The sequence below is a fragment of the Lysinibacillus parviboronicapiens genome (assembly GCF_003049575.1).
Lineage (GTDB): Bacteria > Bacillota > Bacilli > Bacillales_A > Planococcaceae > Lysinibacillus > Lysinibacillus parviboronicapiens.
In genome coordinates, this window is sequence record NZ_PYWI01000023.1 from 1 (window position 1) to 18,037 (window position 18,037).

At 37.5% G+C, this 18,037-nt stretch carries 17 protein-coding genes, 1 tRNA gene and 1 rRNA gene; 17 read left to right on the plus strand and 2 right to left on the minus strand.

All coding sequences use genetic code 11. The features are described from left to right. Positions 1–43 precede the first annotated feature (43 nt). The 7 genes from rrf (at position 44) to tsaD (ending at position 3,745) form a co-directional block, all read left to right on the plus strand. A 5S ribosomal RNA gene (gene rrf / locus C9J35_RS17155) occupies positions 44–159 on the plus strand. A 173-nt stretch (positions 160–332) separates the two neighbouring features. Beyond that, positions 333–408, plus strand: a tRNA-Asp gene (locus tag C9J35_RS17160). A 266-nt stretch (positions 409–674) separates the two neighbouring features. Continuing rightward, positions 675–1,016 carry a hypothetical protein gene (locus C9J35_RS17165; RefSeq protein ID WP_054768340.1) on the plus strand — a complete coding sequence of 114 codons (342 nt, stop codon included), beginning with the start codon at positions 675–677 and terminating at the stop codon, positions 1,014–1,016. 111 nt (positions 1,017–1,127) lie between these two features. Beyond that, the gene (tsaE, locus tag C9J35_RS17170; RefSeq protein ID WP_054768341.1) at positions 1,128–1,577 is read left to right on the plus strand and encodes a tRNA (adenosine(37)-N6)-threonylcarbamoyltransferase complex ATPase subunit type 1 TsaE; all 450 of its coding nucleotides are present in this window, start codon (positions 1,128–1,130) and stop codon (positions 1,575–1,577) included. Beyond that, a complete protein-coding gene (tsaB, locus tag C9J35_RS17175; protein ID WP_054768342.1) occupies positions 1,574–2,281 on the plus strand; it encodes a tRNA (adenosine(37)-N6)-threonylcarbamoyltransferase complex dimerization subunit type 1 TsaB in 708 nt (235 codons plus the stop codon). The genes tsaE and tsaB overlap by 4 nt, the downstream gene beginning before the upstream one ends. Further along, complete coding sequence (gene rimI, locus C9J35_RS17180; RefSeq protein ID WP_054768343.1) at positions 2,274–2,726, plus strand: ribosomal protein S18-alanine N-acetyltransferase; 453 nt, start codon at positions 2,274–2,276, stop codon at positions 2,724–2,726. The genes tsaB and rimI overlap by 8 nt, the downstream gene beginning before the upstream one ends. Beyond that, entirely contained in the window at positions 2,726–3,745 is a 1,020-nt protein-coding gene (tsaD, locus tag C9J35_RS17185) for a tRNA (adenosine(37)-N6)-threonylcarbamoyltransferase complex transferase subunit TsaD (RefSeq protein ID WP_107925483.1), read from the plus strand. Before rimI ends, tsaD begins: the two co-directional genes overlap by 1 nt. A 489-nt stretch (positions 3,746–4,234) precedes the next feature. On the opposite strand, the gene C9J35_RS17190 is transcribed toward tsaD, so the two are convergent. Next, positions 4,235–6,178 carry an ABC transporter ATP-binding protein gene (locus C9J35_RS17190; RefSeq protein WP_107925485.1) on the minus strand — a complete coding sequence of 648 codons (1,944 nt, stop codon included), beginning with the start codon at positions 6,176–6,178 and terminating at the stop codon, positions 4,235–4,237. Positions 6,179–6,425: 247 nt separating this feature from the next. Between C9J35_RS17190 and C9J35_RS17195 the strand changes: the two genes are divergently transcribed. The 3 genes from C9J35_RS17195 to tatC all read left to right on the plus strand — a co-directional run bounded on the left by C9J35_RS17195 (position 6,426) and on the right by tatC (position 8,235). Beyond that, positions 6,426–7,061: a redox-sensing transcriptional repressor Rex gene (locus tag C9J35_RS17195; protein ID WP_107925487.1), complete on the plus strand. Its 636-nt coding sequence runs from the start codon at positions 6,426–6,428 to the stop codon at positions 7,059–7,061. A gap of 152 nt (positions 7,062–7,213) precedes the next feature. Then, the gene (gene tatAY, locus C9J35_RS17200) at positions 7,214–7,399 is read left to right on the plus strand and encodes a sec-independent protein translocase protein TatAY (protein WP_268807934.1); all 186 of its coding nucleotides are present in this window, start codon (positions 7,214–7,216) and stop codon (positions 7,397–7,399) included. Positions 7,400–7,416: 17 nt separating this feature from the next. Further along, complete coding sequence (gene tatC, locus C9J35_RS17205; protein ID WP_054768344.1) at positions 7,417–8,235, plus strand: twin-arginine translocase subunit TatC; 819 nt, start codon at positions 7,417–7,419, stop codon at positions 8,233–8,235. A 209-nt stretch (positions 8,236–8,444) separates the two neighbouring features. Here the strand turns inward: tatC and C9J35_RS17210 are convergent, their stop codons facing one another. Next, complete coding sequence (locus C9J35_RS17210) at positions 8,445–9,209, minus strand: CPBP family intramembrane glutamic endopeptidase (protein ID WP_107925489.1); 765 nt, start codon at positions 9,207–9,209, stop codon at positions 8,445–8,447. A 172-nt stretch (positions 9,210–9,381) separates the two neighbouring features. On the opposite strand from C9J35_RS17210, the gene groES reads away from it, so the two are divergent. The 7 genes from groES to C9J35_RS17245 all read left to right on the plus strand — a co-directional run bounded on the left by groES (position 9,382) and on the right by C9J35_RS17245 (position 18,028). Further along, a complete protein-coding gene (gene groES, locus C9J35_RS17215) occupies positions 9,382–9,663 on the plus strand; it encodes a co-chaperone GroES (protein WP_054768345.1) in 282 nt (93 codons plus the stop codon). Between the two features lie 59 nt (positions 9,664–9,722). Next, positions 9,723–11,360: a chaperonin GroEL gene (groL, locus tag C9J35_RS17220; protein ID WP_107925491.1), complete on the plus strand. Its 1,638-nt coding sequence runs from the start codon at positions 9,723–9,725 to the stop codon at positions 11,358–11,360. Between the two features lie 611 nt (positions 11,361–11,971). Further along, positions 11,972–12,658: a response regulator transcription factor gene (locus C9J35_RS17225; protein ID WP_054768346.1), complete on the plus strand. Its 687-nt coding sequence runs from the start codon at positions 11,972–11,974 to the stop codon at positions 12,656–12,658. After that, a complete protein-coding gene (locus tag C9J35_RS17230; RefSeq protein ID WP_201262086.1) occupies positions 12,645–14,696 on the plus strand; it encodes a HAMP domain-containing sensor histidine kinase in 2,052 nt (683 codons plus the stop codon). Before C9J35_RS17225 ends, C9J35_RS17230 begins: the two co-directional genes overlap by 14 nt. 496 nt (positions 14,697–15,192) lie before the next feature. Continuing rightward, positions 15,193–16,242: a FecCD family ABC transporter permease gene (locus C9J35_RS17235; protein ID WP_425312821.1), complete on the plus strand. Its 1,050-nt coding sequence runs from the start codon at positions 15,193–15,195 to the stop codon at positions 16,240–16,242. Positions 16,243–16,245: 3 nt separating this feature from the next. Then, on the plus strand, positions 16,246–17,007 hold the full coding sequence (locus C9J35_RS17240; protein WP_107925497.1) for an ABC transporter ATP-binding protein: 762 nt from the start codon (positions 16,246–16,248) through the stop codon (positions 17,005–17,007). 10 nt (positions 17,008–17,017) lie between these two features. Next, a complete protein-coding gene (locus C9J35_RS17245; RefSeq protein ID WP_107925499.1) occupies positions 17,018–18,028 on the plus strand; it encodes an ABC transporter substrate-binding protein in 1,011 nt (336 codons plus the stop codon). Positions 18,029–18,037 lie beyond the last annotated feature (9 nt).

Below are 18,037 nucleotides of genomic sequence, written 5' to 3' on the forward strand. Positions count from 1 at the left end.
AAGCTGACAAAGAAAGACGACGTATATTGGAAGCCGACAATAGTCTAGTGATGATGGCAAAGAGGTCACACCCGTTCCCATACCGAACACGGAAGTTAAGCTCTTTAGCGCCGATGGTAGTTGGGGGCTTCCCCCTGTGAGAGTAGGACGTCGCTAGGCATGTAAGACAGTCAGCAGAGTGCTGACTGTTTTTTTGTGCACTTTATTAGGTAGTTAAAATTTTTGATAGTAGCAACATGGATTAAAATTTTTTTTGCTATATTTGTTGGAAATATGAAAAAAAACATTGTATAGCGAAAATATTTATGTTATATTTATTAATGTCTTAAAGAGGTCCCGTGGTGTAGCGGTTAACATGCCTGCCTGTCACGCAGGAGATCGCCGGTTCGATCCCGGTCGGGACCGCCATTTATTGATTATACAGCTCTTATGATATGAAAATATCATAAGGGCTTTTTTATTTATAGTGGCATAATAAGTTAGCTGAAAAGGAAACACCAAATTGAGAGAAGACCAGACACGGAAGTTATAGGAACTAAATTGTATATCATTACATATGTATAGTGAGACAGAAAGCATTTAATTCTTCCATATAAGCAAAAAGTTTTAAGTTTCTCAATCGACAGTGATGGGTACTGAGTTAGTAGTAGATTGAAGTGTACGGAGGTGATTGTATGCGATATTACTATTTCTGGAGAATGATATATACAGGCATATTCATAGGATTATTAGTTATTTTGGGAGGGTGTATAGATCGAATTATTGAAATAGAAGAATCAAATACGTATCACTGGCAAAAAAATATGAATCAAACAGAATTTGAACAATTAAAAGAAGGGATGACATATTTAGAAGTCATCGAAATAGCAGGAGGCCCTGGAGAAAAAGTAAGGGATAATCATTACCGCTGGGATGATGAAATACTGTTGACGCAAGCCTATATTGTTCAATTTAAGGATGAAAAATTGCTAAGTAAAGAGATTATTATAGTGAAAGGGCATTCCACTAGAAAGTAGACACGTCTAAAGAGGACGTGTTTATTTTTTTGAAAATTACTGGATGCTTTGAACATTTGCGCATGTTTCGGTAAACTAGAAGTAATGTAGCTAGGAGAGGACAAAAAGAAAATGTTTGAAATAATTATGAGGTCACTAGAAGATACGGAGAATTTTGCACTAAAGCTAGCGGAATTACTAGAAGCACAGGATACCATTACGTTAGAGGGGGATCTTGGCGCTGGTAAGACTACATTTACAAAGGCACTCGCAAAAGGGCTGGGTGTGACGAGAACAGTTAATAGCCCAACTTTTACAATTATCAAACAGTATGAGGGGCGTTTACCTTTTAATCATTTAGATGTATATCGTTTGGCGGAAAGCGATGAAGACCTTGGGTGGGACGAGTTATTTTACGGGGATGCCGTGTCAGTTGTTGAATGGGCCCATTTAATCGAACAGGATTTACCGCGGGAACGTTTAGCAATTGAAATTTACCGAATTGGGGACAATGAACGTCGTTTTGTGTTAACGCCCAATGGAGAGCGATATGAGGCATTATGTGAGGAGCTAATGAAATGATCTGGTTAGGAATTGAAACAGCGAATGCGCCGCTTTCTGTTGCTGTTGTAAAGGATGGTAAGGTAGTGGCAGAGGTTATCCAAAATATTAAATTAACACATTCTGCAGGAGCAATGCCTGCAATTGAAAATATTCTTGCAAACGCAGGAATAAAAACCAACGAATTAGATGCCATTGCTGTATCAGAGGGACCTGGTTCGTATACGGGTGTACGTATTGGTGTCACGCTTGCCAAAACACTAGCTTGGACACTACAAAAGCCATTAGTCGGTGTATCTAGTTTAAAGGCATTGGCAGCCAATGCTGCACTTTATGATGGACTAATTTGTCCTATCTTTGATGCGCGTCGTAATAATGTCTACACAGCTGTTTATAATGGAGCTGGATTCGATGTGGTTGTAGCAGATTATCACGATCATATAGACGGACTGTTAAACCGTTTGAAGGCTTTTGAATCGCCAATATTATTTATTGGAGCAGATGTCGATATCTTTTGGGATAAAATCATAGAGGTCCTTGGTGATTATGCGCTCCGAGCGCCATTTAGTGATGACTTACCTCGTGCTAGTGAGGTAATACGTTTAGCAAGTATGAGAGACTTGCCGAGCGTAGAGGCAATACATCATTTTATACCGCAATACAAGCGTATTGCTGAGGCTGAGGCAAACTGGTTAAAGGAACAAAAGGAGAAGGCACATGAGTAATGATGTAACGTATCGTAAAATGGTATCTGAAGATGTACCAGCAGTATATGCCATTGAGCTAGCATCATTTCCAGTGCCTTGGACACTTGATTCTTTTTACTATGAAATGCATGAAAATCAGTATGCTTATTACGTTCTAGCAGTGGATGAAAGCAATAATATTATAGGTTTTTGTGGTATGTGGATGGTCATAGATGCTGCACAAATTACGAATGTGGCAGTTATAGAGACTGCTCGTGGGCGTGGTATTGGCGAAGGTTTAATGCGAGAGACGATACGCATTGCACGTGAACACGGCATGGATGTAATGAGTCTAGAGGTGCGTGAGAGCAATACAGTGGCACAAAATCTTTATCGTAAGCTTGCATTTCAAGATGGCGGTATACGTAAGGGTTATTATACAGATAACGGGGAGGATGCCCTTGTCATGTGGGTGAATTTATAATGGATAATCTAGTTATTTTAGCAATTGAATCAAGTTGTGATGAAACAGCAGCTGCCATTATTCGTAATGGTTCAGAGATTATTTCGAATGTTGTGGCTTCACAAATCGAAAGTCATAAACGATTTGGTGGGGTAGTACCAGAAATTGCATCACGTCACCATGTTGAGCAAATTACAGTTGTCATCGAAGAGGCATTAGCGAAGGCAAATATGAAACCAGCGGATTTAGATGCAGTTGCAGTAACAGAGGGCCCTGGTCTTGTAGGAGCGTTGTTAATCGGTATAAATGCGGCAAAGGCTTTTGCGTTTGCAAACAATTTGCCTATTTTAGGCGTACATCATATAGCAGGACATATTTATGCGAATGCCTTGGTACAACCGATGGAGTTTCCACTACTAGCTCTAGTGGTATCAGGTGGACACACGGAACTTGTTTATATGAAAGAGCATGGCTCATTTGAAGTAATTGGTGAAACACGAGATGATGCTGCAGGTGAGGCATACGATAAAGTGGCGCGCGTATTAGGCTTACCATATCCTGGAGGCCCACGTATTGATCAGTTGGCGCATGAAGGAGAGGAAGCTGTTGTTTTTCCTCGAGTTTGGCTGGAGGAAGATTCCTATGATTTCAGCTTTAGTGGCTTGAAATCTGCAGTCATTAACTATAAACACAATATGGATCAACGAGGAGAAGAAATTTCCCCAACAGCCGTTGCAAAAGGCTTTCAGGAAAGTGTAGTGGAAGTGTTAACGGCAAAAACATTACGCGCAGCACGTCAATATAATGTTAAGCAAGTGATTGCAGCTGGCGGTGTAGCAGCGAATAAAGGCTTACGTACATCACTTGAGGTAACTTTTGCGGACGAAGGTATCCCATTCTATGTACCACCATTGAAATTATGTACTGACAATGCTGCAATGATTGGAGCTGCAGCAGCACCGATGTTTGAAGCTGGTAAACGTGGTAATCTGACGATGAATGGTCGTCCAGGAATGGAGTTAAAATCTTGGGTGGAGTAGTGCTGTTAGTGGCTATATGATGACTTTTAAGATAACAAGGTGTCTCAGAAATGATTCTGGGATACCTTTTTTTACTTTTTTGAAAAAATAATTAAGGGAAAGTAATTATAAAATATAAAGTAAATATATGCTTACGATAGTAAGTTGTTAATTGACAAATTTTTCAGAAAATTATCCACAGGATTGTTGAAAAAACCTGTGAAAAAACTGCGAACATCCGTACTTATGCACAATTTGTTGATAACTTGTGTATAACTTGTGATTATTCTATATATAGTAGCTTATTTTTCACAAAAATATGTGGATTAAATAATTTGGAATTGTGGACAATGTGGAAAAGTCTGTTGATATGTTGATATTACTAGATTTATAGTGTGTATAAAACTGTGGGCATTTTTTGTCGAAAAATAGCACTTGACCAATATATATGAAAAATGAGAGCGAGTAAAGAAAAAAACCATGTGACAAGGCACATGGCTTTACAAAGTGTTATGCAATAATATTTTCCAACTCTTCATTTAATTCAAGCCATTCCATTTCCAATAGCTCATGTTGCTCTTTTGAGGTAGCTAATTCATTTTGCAATTGCGTAATTTTTTCATGATCTGTAAAAATTTCAGGATTACAAAGCGCTTCTTCTAAATGAGCGATTTCAGTATCTATTTCTTGCATCTTTCCTTCTAATTCTTCGATGGAGCGTCGAATTTGGCGCTCACGTTTTTTTACTTCTTTGTCTATTTTAGAGGTAGAAGTTTTTTCTAATGCTTCTGTATGGACTTGCGGTTGAGCAGCAGCTTTCATTTGTGCAATTTCTAAAAGTTCCTGTTTTTTCTCAAGGTAATAATCATAGTCACCTAGATACTCGAATGAGCCATCACCCGACAGCTCAACAACTTTTGTTGCAATTCGATTAATGAAATAGCGGTCGTGCGATACAAATAATAGAGTTCCAGGATAATCAATGAGCGCATTTTCCAACACTTCTTTACTGTCTAAATCTAAATGGTTGGTTGGCTCATCGAGAATAAGAAAGTTGGCCTTTTGCATCATCAACTTCGCTAATGCAAGTCGTGCCTTCTCACCACCAGATAGAGAAGTAACAGCTTTATCAACATCTTCTCCACTGAATAGGAAGCGGCCAAGAACAGTACGAATATCCTTTTCATTCATTAATGGCCATTCATCCCACAGCTCTTTTAAGACACTTTTATTGCTCGAAAGTTTCGCTTGTTCTTGATCATAATAGCTAATCTGTACATTCGTACCGTAGCGAATTTCCCCTGCGAGAGCTGGCAAATCCTTCACAATGGTTTTTAGTAAAGTCGATTTACCGACACCATTTGGACCTACGAGTGCAATCCGATCCTCCCGGAAAGTACGCAGTGAAATACCACTTGAAATTTGCTTCTCCCCGTAACCAACAGCTAATCCATCAATTGACAACACATCGTTGCCACTTTGGCGGTCAATCGTAAAGCCGAAGCTAGCAGATTTTTCATCGCCATCGGGAGAGTCCATCCATTCTGTACGTTCGAGCATTTTACGACGGCTTTGAGCCATTTTTGTCGTAGAGGCACGCGCTATATTTTTTTGGATAAAGTCCTCAAGCTTAGCCTTCTCATCCTGTTGACGCTCAAACATCTTCATGTCACGCTCATAGTTTTTCGCTTTTTCGTCTAAATAGTCACTATAGTTTCCAGGATACTTTGTCACACGATGACGAGAGACTTCATAGACAATCGAAACCACTTGGTCTAAGAAATAACGGTCATGAGAAACAATTAAAATCGCGCCTTCATAGCCTTTTAAATATGTCTCTAACCATGACAGTGTCTCAATATCTAAATGGTTAGTTGGCTCATCGAGAATTAATAAGTCAGGTTTGCTCAGAAGGAGTTTTGCAAGTGCTAAACGTGTACGCTGTCCCCCTGATAGCGAGCTAATAGCTTTATCATAGTCTTCAGGATAAAACTGCATACCGTGAAGTACAGAACGAGTATCTGATTCATATTGATAACCGCCTGCATCCTTAAAATCGTGCTGTAATTGGTCATACTCGGACATTACTTTGGCGTACATATCGGCATTTTCATAAATAGCTGGGTCAGCCATTTGTTGTTCTAGGGAACGTAAAGTCTTCTCTTGTGCATGAAGCGCTTCGAAAATTGTCATCATTTCGTCCCAAATAGATAATGTAGAGTTTAGCCCAGCATGTTGTTCTAAATATCCGATTTGTACACCCTTTGGAATAATGATATCACCAGAGTCATACGACATTTGACCAGCAATTATTTTTAGTAAAGTGGATTTACCAGCGCCGTTGCGCCCTACTAATGCTACGCGATCACGGTGTTGAACTTCTAGTTTTACGCCACTTAAAATTTCATCTGCAATGAAGGATTTATATAGTTGATTGACTTGTAATACAATCATTCTTGACACCTCAATTCCTTCTTAGTGTAATGGATGGGAGATTTGCTTGCAATGTCAGTGCTTTACTTATTCCGAGCTGTCATGTAAGATTGAAACGATTTCCCTTTAGTTAGTGGCGTAATAGACGCCACTAACTAAAGGGAAATCCCCCAGTGGATGTCAAAAATTTTAATCGTATAAGCATGTTTCAAAATCAGTATTCAAATCCGCTGAGGCGAATTTGATGTGTTTATAAGGAGGAAAAAGTTTGAAACAAGATGTGAAAATTCCACAAGCCACAACCAAAAGACTTCCTCTTTACTATCGATTTATCCAAAACTTTGCACAAGAGGGTATGGAACGTATCTCGTCGAAGGAACTGAGTGAAGCAATGAAAATTGACTCTGCAACTATTCGCCGTGACTTTTCTTATTTCGGAGCGCTGGGCAAAAAAGGGTATGGCTATGATGTACAGCATCTATTAACGTTTTTTAGCCAAACACTTGATCAGCATGAAACAACAAAAGTGGCGTTAATTGGTGTAGGGAATTTAGGTAATGCGTTATTAAAGTATAATTTCCAGAAAAATCATAATACACATATTGTGGTTGCATTTGATTCAAAGGCACCAAAAGAGGGGAAAATGACAAGTAATATTCCTGTTTATCACCCTGATTTATTAGAAGAAAAGTATGCGGAATACGGCGCGGAACTTGCAATATTAACGGTATCACCACGCTCAGCACAAAAAATGGCTGACCGATTAGCGGCGATGAATGCCAAGGGTATATTAAATTTTACGCCAGAGCGCATTACGGTACCGGAGAAGATGCAACTGTTAACAATTGATTTGTCGGTAGAATTGCAGGCATTAATTTATTTAATACGTAATCAGGAAGAATAGAGATTACATAGAGGATTGGAATTTTTGTCAAATCACGGTGCTAGATATTCAACGGTTTAAAGATATCTAGACGAAAAACTTTCACATATAATTAGTTAGCAAAATGACGAAATATGCGTTAAAATGGTGGATATAAAGAGGAGGTGGCTTTAGTGGGTGGTATTGGTCCTATGAGCCTCATTATTATCGGTGTTGTTGCTTTATTAATTTTTGGTCCTAAGAAGTTACCGGAGCTAGGTAAAGCATTCGGTTCAACTCTTCGTGAATTCAAAAATGCTACTAAAGGATTAGCAGACGATGAAGATGATGACAAGAAAAAGAAAGAACTAGATAAGTAAGTTAGGATGTTTGAGGAATGAATCCAAAAGATCTAACTGTCATTCAACATATAGAAGAATTAAGAAAACGGCTTTTCATTGTTGCCGTTTTCTTTGCGCTAGCGATGATTGGAAGCTTCTTTGTTGCAAAACCACTTGTAAAGTATATTCAAGATACAGGTAAATCATATAATTTAGAACTCCATGCATTTGATGTGACGACACCACTTGCTATATATTTTCAAGTGATTTTTTTACTTGCGTTTATTCTCTCTTCACCAGTGTTAATGTATCAATTATGGGCATTTATTAGCCCAGGTCTCCGTGAGGTAGAGCGTAAAGCAACACTAAGTTATATACCATATTCGTTTATTTTATTTATTGCCGGATTATCTTTTTCTTATTTTTTACTGTTCCCATATGTCATGAAGTTTATGATGAATTTATCTGGGGAACTTGAAATTACTCAGGTAATAGGTGTACATGAATATTTCTCATTTTTATTTAAACTTACAATACCTTTTGGTTTTCTGTTCCAACTGCCTATTGTGGTATTGTTCTTTTCACGTATAGGCTTATTAAGTCCTAATTTACTAATACGTATTCGAAAATATTCTTATTTTGCACTGTTTGTCTGTGCTGCATTGATAGCTCCACCTGAATTAGGATCACATTTAATGGTTTCAGTGCCGTTATTTATGCTTTATGAAGTTAGTATCATGATTTCACGTGTTGGCTATAAGAAATATTTAAAATCAGAAGAAATTCGTTTGAAGGAAGAACAAGAGGCTGAGCAAAAGCGTCAGATTGAAGAAGCTCTTGAGCAACAGCGCCGACAAATTGAAGAATTAAAATAATAGTTAACTCATGATAGCTCGTTGCATTCTAGATGCACCGGGCTTTTTGTTATTTAGGGGATGGTAATTATTAAATAGGGCTCGGGTATTTCACACCGTTCTAATAATAGAATGCGCTGATAGTCTTTTATTGCTTAGCATACGTTATATTAGTACCCAGCAATAGAAAAACCGCTCGGATATTAGAAAAACCAGAGCGGTTAAAAAATTTATTGCATTTTTTCTAGTTCTTCAAGAAACTTTTGTAGTGGTTCTGCATAGAATTGTACGAGTGTCACAAATCCATTTAACATTACATGTGCGATGATTGATGTCCAGATTCTTTTTGTTTTGTGATATAAAAAAGCAAAGATCAAACCACAAATGGTATAGAGCAAGATATGTGAAAAATCGAAGTGAATGAGCGCGAAGAAAATGGCACTCACGATGGCCGCTACCCAGAAGTTCGTTGTTTGGACAAGCGAGCCAAAAATAACACGGCGGAAGACGAACTCCTCCAAAATAGGTCCAAATACAACAATAGCTAAAATAGCGATTGGGGCACCTTTGGCAATAGCAACAATATCAGCTGTGTTTTGTGAGCCGCCTTCGATGCCAAATATGGCCATTTCAATAGCTGCACCGATCATTTGTCCGAAAAATACAAGGAAGAAACCTAAAATACCCCACATAATTGTTAGTGGTATTGTTTCCTTTTTACCTTGATAGACATCCCAAAATGATTTGTCACGAGATGTTAAAATTAAACTTAGAATCAAAGCAATGGCAAAGCTAAGCGCGATATACCAACCTTGCGTTATTGGAGCCGCCTGCGCAGCAGGTAAACCCGTCGTACTCATCACAACTTTGTGGAACGGCAAAATGAGCCATCTGCCTGACAACTGCATGATAATGTAAATGATTAAAACATAAAGAGCCGTTTTTTTATGGTTAATACCTTTTAGAGAATTATTCACTGACAAAATCCTTTCCATTCATATGCTTCCTTTCTATTGTAGAGGAATATGGAAAGAAAACAAAATTTTTCGAAGTTCTGGCTTGCAAAAAAAGAAGTGATTGATTATCATAATAAATGTGTTAGCACTCATTGATATAGAGTGCTAATAAACTCTCAACAAATATTTTATTATTAGGAGGTTGTTTCACTTGTTAAGACCACTAGGAGATCGTATTGTAATCGAACTAATCGAGGTAGAAGAAAAGTCTGCATTTGGAATTGTACTACCAGATTCTGCGAAAGAAAAACCGCAAGAAGGTAAAGTAGTAGCAGTTGGGACAGGTCGTATTTTAGAAAACGGACAACGTGTAGAGCTTGACGTTAAAGTTGACGACCACATTATATTCTCTAAATACTCGGGTACAGAAGTGAAATATGAAGGCAATGAATATTTAATTTTACGTGAAAGCGATGTTCTTGCAATTATTTAATAAAACACAACTATTTAAATTAAGCTTAACGAATATTCCATTCCAGGAGGTAAATTCAAATGGCAAAAGATATTAAATTCTCAGAAGAAGCTCGTTCATTAATGCTTCAAGGTGTAGATAAATTAGCAAACGCAGTGAAAGTGACATTAGGTCCTAAAGGTCGTAACGTCGTTTTAGAAAAAAAATTCGGTTCACCACTTATTACAAATGACGGTGTAACTATCGCAAAAGAAATAGAGCTTGAAAATGCCTATGAAAATATGGGCGCAAAATTAGTAGCAGAGGTTGCTTCTAAAACTAACGAAATCGCAGGGGATGGTACAACAACTGCAACGGTTCTTGCACAAGCAATCATCCGTGAAGGTTTGAAAAACGTAACAGCTGGTGCCAATCCAGTGGGTATCCGTAAAGGGATCGACAAAGCGGTAGCAGCAGCTCTAACAGAATTACATGCAATTTCTCGTCCAGTAAGTAACAAAGAAGAGATCGCACAAGTTGCGGCTATTTCTGCTGCTGACGAAGAAGTTGGTGAATTAATCGCAGAAGCTATGGAACGTGTTGGTAACGACGGTGTTATCACAATCGAAGAGTCTAAAGGCTTCACAACTGAACTTGATGTTGTAGAAGGTATGCAATTCGACCGTGGCTATGCATCTCACTATATGGTAACGGATACTGATAAAATGGAAGCGGTGCTTGATAACCCATACATTTTAATTACAGATAAAAAAATTACAAATATCCAAGAAGTTTTACCATTATTAGAACAAGTAGTACAACAAGGTCGTCCACTATTAATTATCGCTGAAGATGTTGAGGGTGAAGCTCTTGCAACACTTGTTGTAAACAAACTTCGTGGTACATTCAACGCTGTAGCGGTGAAAGCACCTGGTTTTGGTGATCGTCGTAAAGCGATGCTTGAAGACATTGCTATTTTGACAGGTGGTCAAGTTATTACTGAAGAATTAGGATTAGATCTAAAATCTGCGGATGTTACTTCACTTGGTCGAGCAGCGAAAGTGGTTGTCACAAAAGACAATACAACAATCGTAGAAGGCGTTGGCGGTGCAGATGCAGTTGAAGGGCGTATTGGCCAAATTCGTGCGCAACTTGCTGACACAACTTCAGAATTTGATAAAGAGAAATTACAAGAACGCCTTGCTAAACTAGCTGGCGGTGTAGCAGTTATCAAAGTTGGTGCTGCCACAGAAACTGAACTAAAAGAACGTAAGCTTCGCATTGAAGATGCCCTTAACTCAACGCGTGCAGCTGTTGAAGAAGGTATCGTTTCAGGTGGTGGTACGGCACTTCTTAACGTATACGCAGCAGTTGAAAAAGCAGCGGACGTAGCAGACGGAGACGTAGCAACAGGCGTTAAAATCGTTCTTCGTGCATTAGAAGAGCCAGTTCGTCAAATTGCAAACAACGCAGGTCTTGAAGGTTCAATCATCGTTGATCGTTTAAAACGCGAAGAAATTGGTGTAGGCTTCAATGCTGCAACAGGCGAATGGGTAAATATGATGGAAGCAGGCGTAGTAGACCCAGCGAAAGTAACTCGTTCAGCTCTACAAAATGCAGCATCTGTCGCAGCTCTATTCTTAACAACTGAAGCGGTTGTTGCAGATATTCCAGAACCAGCAGGCGCAGGCGCAGGCATGGGTATGCCTGACATGGGCGGTATGGGCGGCATGATGTAATAAACTGCTACAACCCTTGATAGTTAAGGGTTTGTATGTAAGCTAAAAGTGAAATGCTAACATTTTGCTAACATATAGAAATATAATCGAGGCTTCTCATGAGTTGTATAAACTTTTGAGAAGCTTCTTTTTTCATTTCTTTTGTAACGTGGAGCTAGGCATTCTTAGTGATTTAATCATCTGAGTGGTCAAGTCTATCCATGGTTTGTTCGAGTGCTAAACCTCTTCTACTAAAAGTGGAGTGTATGACAAAATGAGTGAGGTGTGAAGTCAGGTTTTAACTTTGTGATTGCAAGAAGTCTAGCCATCCTGAGTTGTACTCTTTTGCTGACGATAGGGTATCCGTGATAAGAAACATCAAGTAGTCTAGCGCCAAACCTTGATTCTTAGTAGTTTTTAAGAACAGTGCAAGTGCTTTCTTTTTCCTCCAGTTGTTCAATGGAATCAGGAAAAACAGAATTGTCTATTGCCGTTTATAATGTACATAGGAAACAATAAGAAAATCTTAAGAATTGGTGTGTGAGTTTGTTAAGATTTAATTAGTATTATATCCTTATACGAATCCTATAGGGTGATCACATGAGCCTAAAGAGATGGAGGAGTGACTGTAGTTGAACATTTTGATTTGTGATGATGATAAAGAAATTGTAAGAGCGATTAGCATTTATTTAGAAAATGAGGGGTATCAAGTATTCAAAGCTTACAATGGTATAGAGGCAATCGATGTTATTCGAGATCACGTTATTCACCTAATTATTATGGATATTATGATGCCAAAAATGGATGGCATTACGGCGACGATGAAGATTCGGCAAGATAATATGATTCCGTTAATTATGCTTTCTGCTAAGTCGGAGGATTATGACAAAATACTCGGATTAAATATCGGAGCTGATGATTATATGGCCAAGCCATTTAATCCTTTAGAACTTGTGGCTAGAGTGAAATCTCAGCTAAGAAGGTATACGACATTTGGCAGTCTTGAGGTGAGTAGTTATGTAATTCAAACGGGCGGGCTCATGATTAATGATGAACAGAAAGTCATTACGGTTGATAAACAAGAGGTTCATTTGACACCAGTGCAGTATAAAATTTTAAAGCTCCTTACAGCAAATGCTGGGAAAGTATTCACAATTGAAGAGATTTACGAAAAGGTATGGAATGAAAGGGCCATTAATCCAGAAAATACGGTTGCGGTTCATATTCGAAAGATTCGAGAAAAAATTGAAATAAATCCAAAAGAGCCGAAATATTTAAAAGTCGTATGGGGAGTTGGGTATAAAGTTGAGAAATATTAGTCATGCACTCATTACGAAAGTGGTTGTGTTTCTGATTGCCATCGTTTGTTTAACGGGTACAGCGAAGGCAATTATCAACATGGAATTTGATGAGGTTCATCTTAGTAGCATAAATCAAGATAATTATTTTGAAAGCCGAGCATTCGCTGATGAAAGTTACAGCCTTATTGCCTCCTTAGCGCAATTAATCGGAAAATACAAAAGTGAAGAACATATTTTAAGTGGTAAGACACTAACAGAAGAAGATATTAGACAAATCGAAGAAGATTTATATAATGACTTCCGTTATTCATACAGATATAATCCGAATTTGAGTGAAGTAGAAAATAAGCGCATGTATCAAGAAAAATATGCTGATGACATAAATAGTAAAAAAGACGAAAGCATGAAAGAACAGGTAAGAGAATTTTATCGGTTACTCAGCACATTAGAAGCATATGAGGGAATCATGTTTTATGCGAGTGACGGTGAACATGTATTCTCCAATAGTGAACTAAATAAGAAAGAGCAATTTGAATCATTTGGTGCTTATATGCTATTTGAGGATTATCAACAAAAACTTTATCCAAATGAAGTGAAAGAAAGCCAATACTTAGATTACTTTACACGCGAAGTTGAAATGTTGAATCCACAAACAGACATTATTTATGTGGCGTTTAAAGAATCTTTCTTACAACAAAAAATGCAGGAATGGGAAAAAGACAAAACGATTGCCAAAAGTTCTCTTAATGAATGCATAGTATTTCTAGCAGGATTTATTTTATCTTTGGTTTATTTAATCATAGTTATTGGAAGAACGTCATTTAAAGATAAAGAAATTCATTTTCATGTCATTGACAAACTATATAATGATCTCAACATTGTGATAGTCGTTTGTTTAACAGCGATGTGGATAGCAGTGATTGTTGAAGTGTTGCATGATATGTCCATGCTCCTCACGGTACCTATTTTTATCATTGCCTTACTGATGATTTTATCGCTCGTAAAGCATATCAAAAATAGATCATTATTTCAGCATACACTCATATATCAAATTCTTAAAAAGGTTTTTCTTTTAGTAAAACATGTATTTGATAGTGGCAGTATGGGTGTGAAAGTCGTGCTGCTTGTCATTGGTTATCCATTAGTAGTTGCGGCAACGTTTTTCGTATTTCCCATTACCATGGGTCTAGCTGCCTGGTTTGCAATGAAAAAGGTGAAGTCGTTTAACCGCATTAAAGAGGGCGTAGAGCAAATTAAGAATGGGGATCTTCTTCATCGAATTGAAGTAGACGGAAAAGGAGAGTTTAGCCGACTTGCATCGAATATTAATAGTATTACCGATGGGTTAAAAAAGTCGGTGGATAGTGAGATTAAGAGCGAGCGTTTAAAAACAGAGCTCATTACGAATGTTTCGCATGATATCAGGACGCCTTTAACGTCAATCATTACGTATGTCGATTTATTAAAAATAGAAAACGACCCTGAAATAATTGCTGAATATGTAGACGTGTTAGATCAAAAATCGAAAAGACTCAAGCTCTTAACAGATGATTTATTTGAAGCGGCTAAAGCATCAAGTGGAAGTATCCCTGTTCAGTTAGAACGGATTGACATCGTATCATTACTAAGGCAAGGAATAGGGGAAATGGGTGAAAAAATTGAAGCATCGTCATTAGATTTTAAGTTAGCTAACCCAACAGAAAAGGTGTATGTGAAGGCTGATGGTAAACTCCTATGGCGCTCCATCGAAAATTTATTCTCGAATATTTTTAAATACGCACAGCCTGCATCAAGGGTTTATATTGATGTTGAAGATTTAGGGAATGAAATACTCGTGACATTTAAAAATATTTCAGCATATGAATTAAATATTTCAGTCGATGAGCTAATGGAACGTTTTAAACGAGGGGATGAATCTAGATCAAGTCAAGGTAGCGGATTAGGATTGTCGATTGCTGAAAGCCTTATTCACATCCAGCACGGAAAGTTCTTAGTTCAAGTAGATGGCGATTTATTTAAGGCAATGATTTATCTACCAAAATTTCCAAATGAATAATGTAGCAACGGAAGATTAGAAGAACTGCTGTAAGTATTTCGTTAGTCGATTAGTTAAACAAAAGGGCAGTGAGTAAAGTGTAGACTAATCGTATTATTAAGGGCACTACTATTTATCGCGGGACACCTCTCAAAAATATTTAGAGGTGTTTTTGTGTGTTGATGATTCTTAAGATCCGTGTTATCTGGTAGCAATAGAATGGATTATCAAATTCTACTCTATGTTTCGTAAATCATGGGATTTTCTTTTTATGAATATTTTCTGTTGTAATTGCCATAAAAGAAACCATGCTTAAATGAATGTTATTGTCATATTGCACTAGCAAACTATTTGTTCTCAATTCAGTAAAACAATGAATAATAAAATTTCTTGTTGTTTTTCAACTAATTATATCTTACAATACAAAAGAAAATGATAATGATAATCGTTATCATTTGAAGTGAGTAATGTAGATAGAGGTGAAATCTTGGATAAACAAGATATAAACAGAATCGGGATGGGCAATATTTATTATGCGATTATTGTTCTTTTAGTAGCCTTAATATTGTTATCCGCCGTTTTTTCTGTATCGATAGGACAAGTCAATATACCGTTCAAGCAATCTATGGATATATTATTGCATGCTATGACCAATGGGCGGCTTGGCTCGCTCGATAATGTCCAAAGTGAATCCTACTTGAATATTATTTTACAGGTGAGGATGCCCCGCGTTATTTTGGCATTGCTGATTGGCATAGGTCTTTCATTGTGTGGAACCGTCATGCAAGCAGTTGTGCAAAATCCGCTTGCTGACCCCTATATACTGGGCATTTCGTCAGGTGCTTCTTTAGGTGCAACATTTGCCATTCTAGTGGGCTTTGGTAGTAGTGCGCTTTTGGCTCAATTTGGTGTAGCGTTCGGTGCCTTTGTTGGTGCGATGTTTACGTCAATGGCAGTACTTATTTTATCGAGTATAGGCGGTAAAGCGACATCCGTAAAACTCGTTCTTTCAGGGGTTGTGATTGGCGCATTATGTAGTTCTTTTTCAAGCTTAATTATCTTTTTTGCTAATGATGCCGAAGGAATTAAAACTGTTACATTTTGGTCTATGGGAAGCTTGGCCTCTGCAAGCTGGGAGAAAACGCCTATCATGGCAGTAGTAATTTTACTTGGTGGTGGACTGTTCCTGTTCCAACATCGCGTATTAAATACGATGCTTCTAGGTGATGAATCAGCTATTACCCTTGGTATTAATTTAAGCATCTACCGTAAATTTTATATGATTGTCACTGCACTTATTACAGGAACAATGGTCGCATACGCAGGAATGATTGGTTTTGTAGGCTTGATTATCCCACATATCACAAGGGGGATTTTTGGAGCGGATCATAAACGATTAATGTTAGGGACTTTACTTTTAGGCGGACTGTTTATGATTTGGGCAGATATCTTGTCAAGAACATTAATACATAATGTTGAATTGCCTATTGGTATCATCACATCAGTTATAGGATCGCCATTATTTATCTATATGATTGTGAAAAAAGGCTACAACTTCGGAGGGTAGAAAATGGAATTGACTGCAAAGGATATGGAAATAAAGATAGGGAAGAAAGAAATTATTAAAAATGTTTCAATCCACGTAAAAAAACAACAATTTGTTGGTCTTATCGGACCAAATGGATGTGGGAAATCAACGCTATTAAAAAGTATTTATAAAAGCTTGGTTCCACAACAGGGCATTGTTTTTTTAGATGATTTAGATGTCTTAAAAACCTCCGAGAAAAAAATTTCTCAGCGGTTGGGTGTCGTAGGGCAGTTTAATGAAATGCATTTTGATTTGTCAGTACAACAAATGGTGATGTTGGGCAGGACACCGCATAAAAAAATGCTAGAGTCCGATAAACAAGAAGATTTTGAGATTGTCGAGGAAGCCTTAACAACTACAAATTTACTTGAATACAAAAATCGTGGTTTCTTATCGTTATCTGGTGGGGAAAAACAAAGGGTTATTCTTGCGAGAACTATCGCGCAACAACCTAAATTTATGATTTTAGATGAACCAACGAACCACTTAGATATCCGCTATCAGATTGAAATTTTATCATGTGTAAAAAGTTTGAACATAGGTGTTCTTGCAGCGCTTCATGATTTAGAAATGGCAGCGCATTACTGCGATTATCTGTACGCAATAAAAGAGGGAGAGGTCTATGCTCACGGTACACCAGAAGAAGTTTTAACATCAGATACAATTCAAGCATTATATCAAATAAAATGCCAAACATATACGAATCCTGTTACAAATGGATTGAGTTTTGCGTATGGAATATAGGAGGATCACAGTGAAAAAGAAATTATTACTTGGAATTGGTTTAGCAGCGGTGTTAACATTAACAGCTTGTGGAGGAACAACTAAAAAAACCTCAACGGAAAAAGAAACGCAAGAGCATTACCCATTGACGATTCAAAATTTTTCGAAAGCTGAAGGCGGAACAACATGGGCTAACAAAGATCAAGTGTTTGATAAAGCACCTGAAAGAATTATGGCTAATACTCGTCCAGCAGCAGAGCTATTATTGCATTTAGGTTTAGGCGATAAAATTGTAGGGGTAGGGGCCAACTTTGGAGAACCCGACAAATCAGTAGAGGAAGATTACTCGAAATTAAATATTCTAAGTGATGAATATGTTGGTAAAGAAGTAACTTTAGGAACTAACCCAGACTTAGTCTTTGGACGAGGCGGTTTATTTGATAATGCAGATTGGGGTGTAGGTACTGTAGATACACTCAACGATATGAATATTAAAACCTATGTACTAGAGTCATCAGTTACAGGCGGAACGTATGCTTCTATTTATAAAGACATAGAAAACATCGGTAAAATTTTTAGTGTTCAAGATAAAGCAGATAATTTTATAAAAGAGCTTAAAGACCGACAAGAAACAATTACTTCAAAATTAGAAAGTATTAAAGAGCACAAAACATTTGCTTATTTGCATACTAACGATCCAAAGGAGCTTTTTGTCTATCCAGCACATGGTGAAACATTCTTCAATGATGCTTTTAATATGATTAAGTTAGATAATATTTTTAAGGATGAAGTAGGAGATGTAAGTGTTGAAACACTTATTGAGGCTGATCCAGATGTCTTAATTATACCTAATTGGGATGGCTCAGACCTTGGAAAAGTGCGTGAAGCCATCTATGCCAATCCAAAATTATCAAGCATGAAGGCAATCAAAAATAAACAGATGTATATAGTAGATTACAATTATTTGTTTGGCTATGGGTATAATACGATAGACGGAATGGAACTTTTAGCAAAAGAAATGTATCCAGACTTGTTTAAATAGAATTAATGT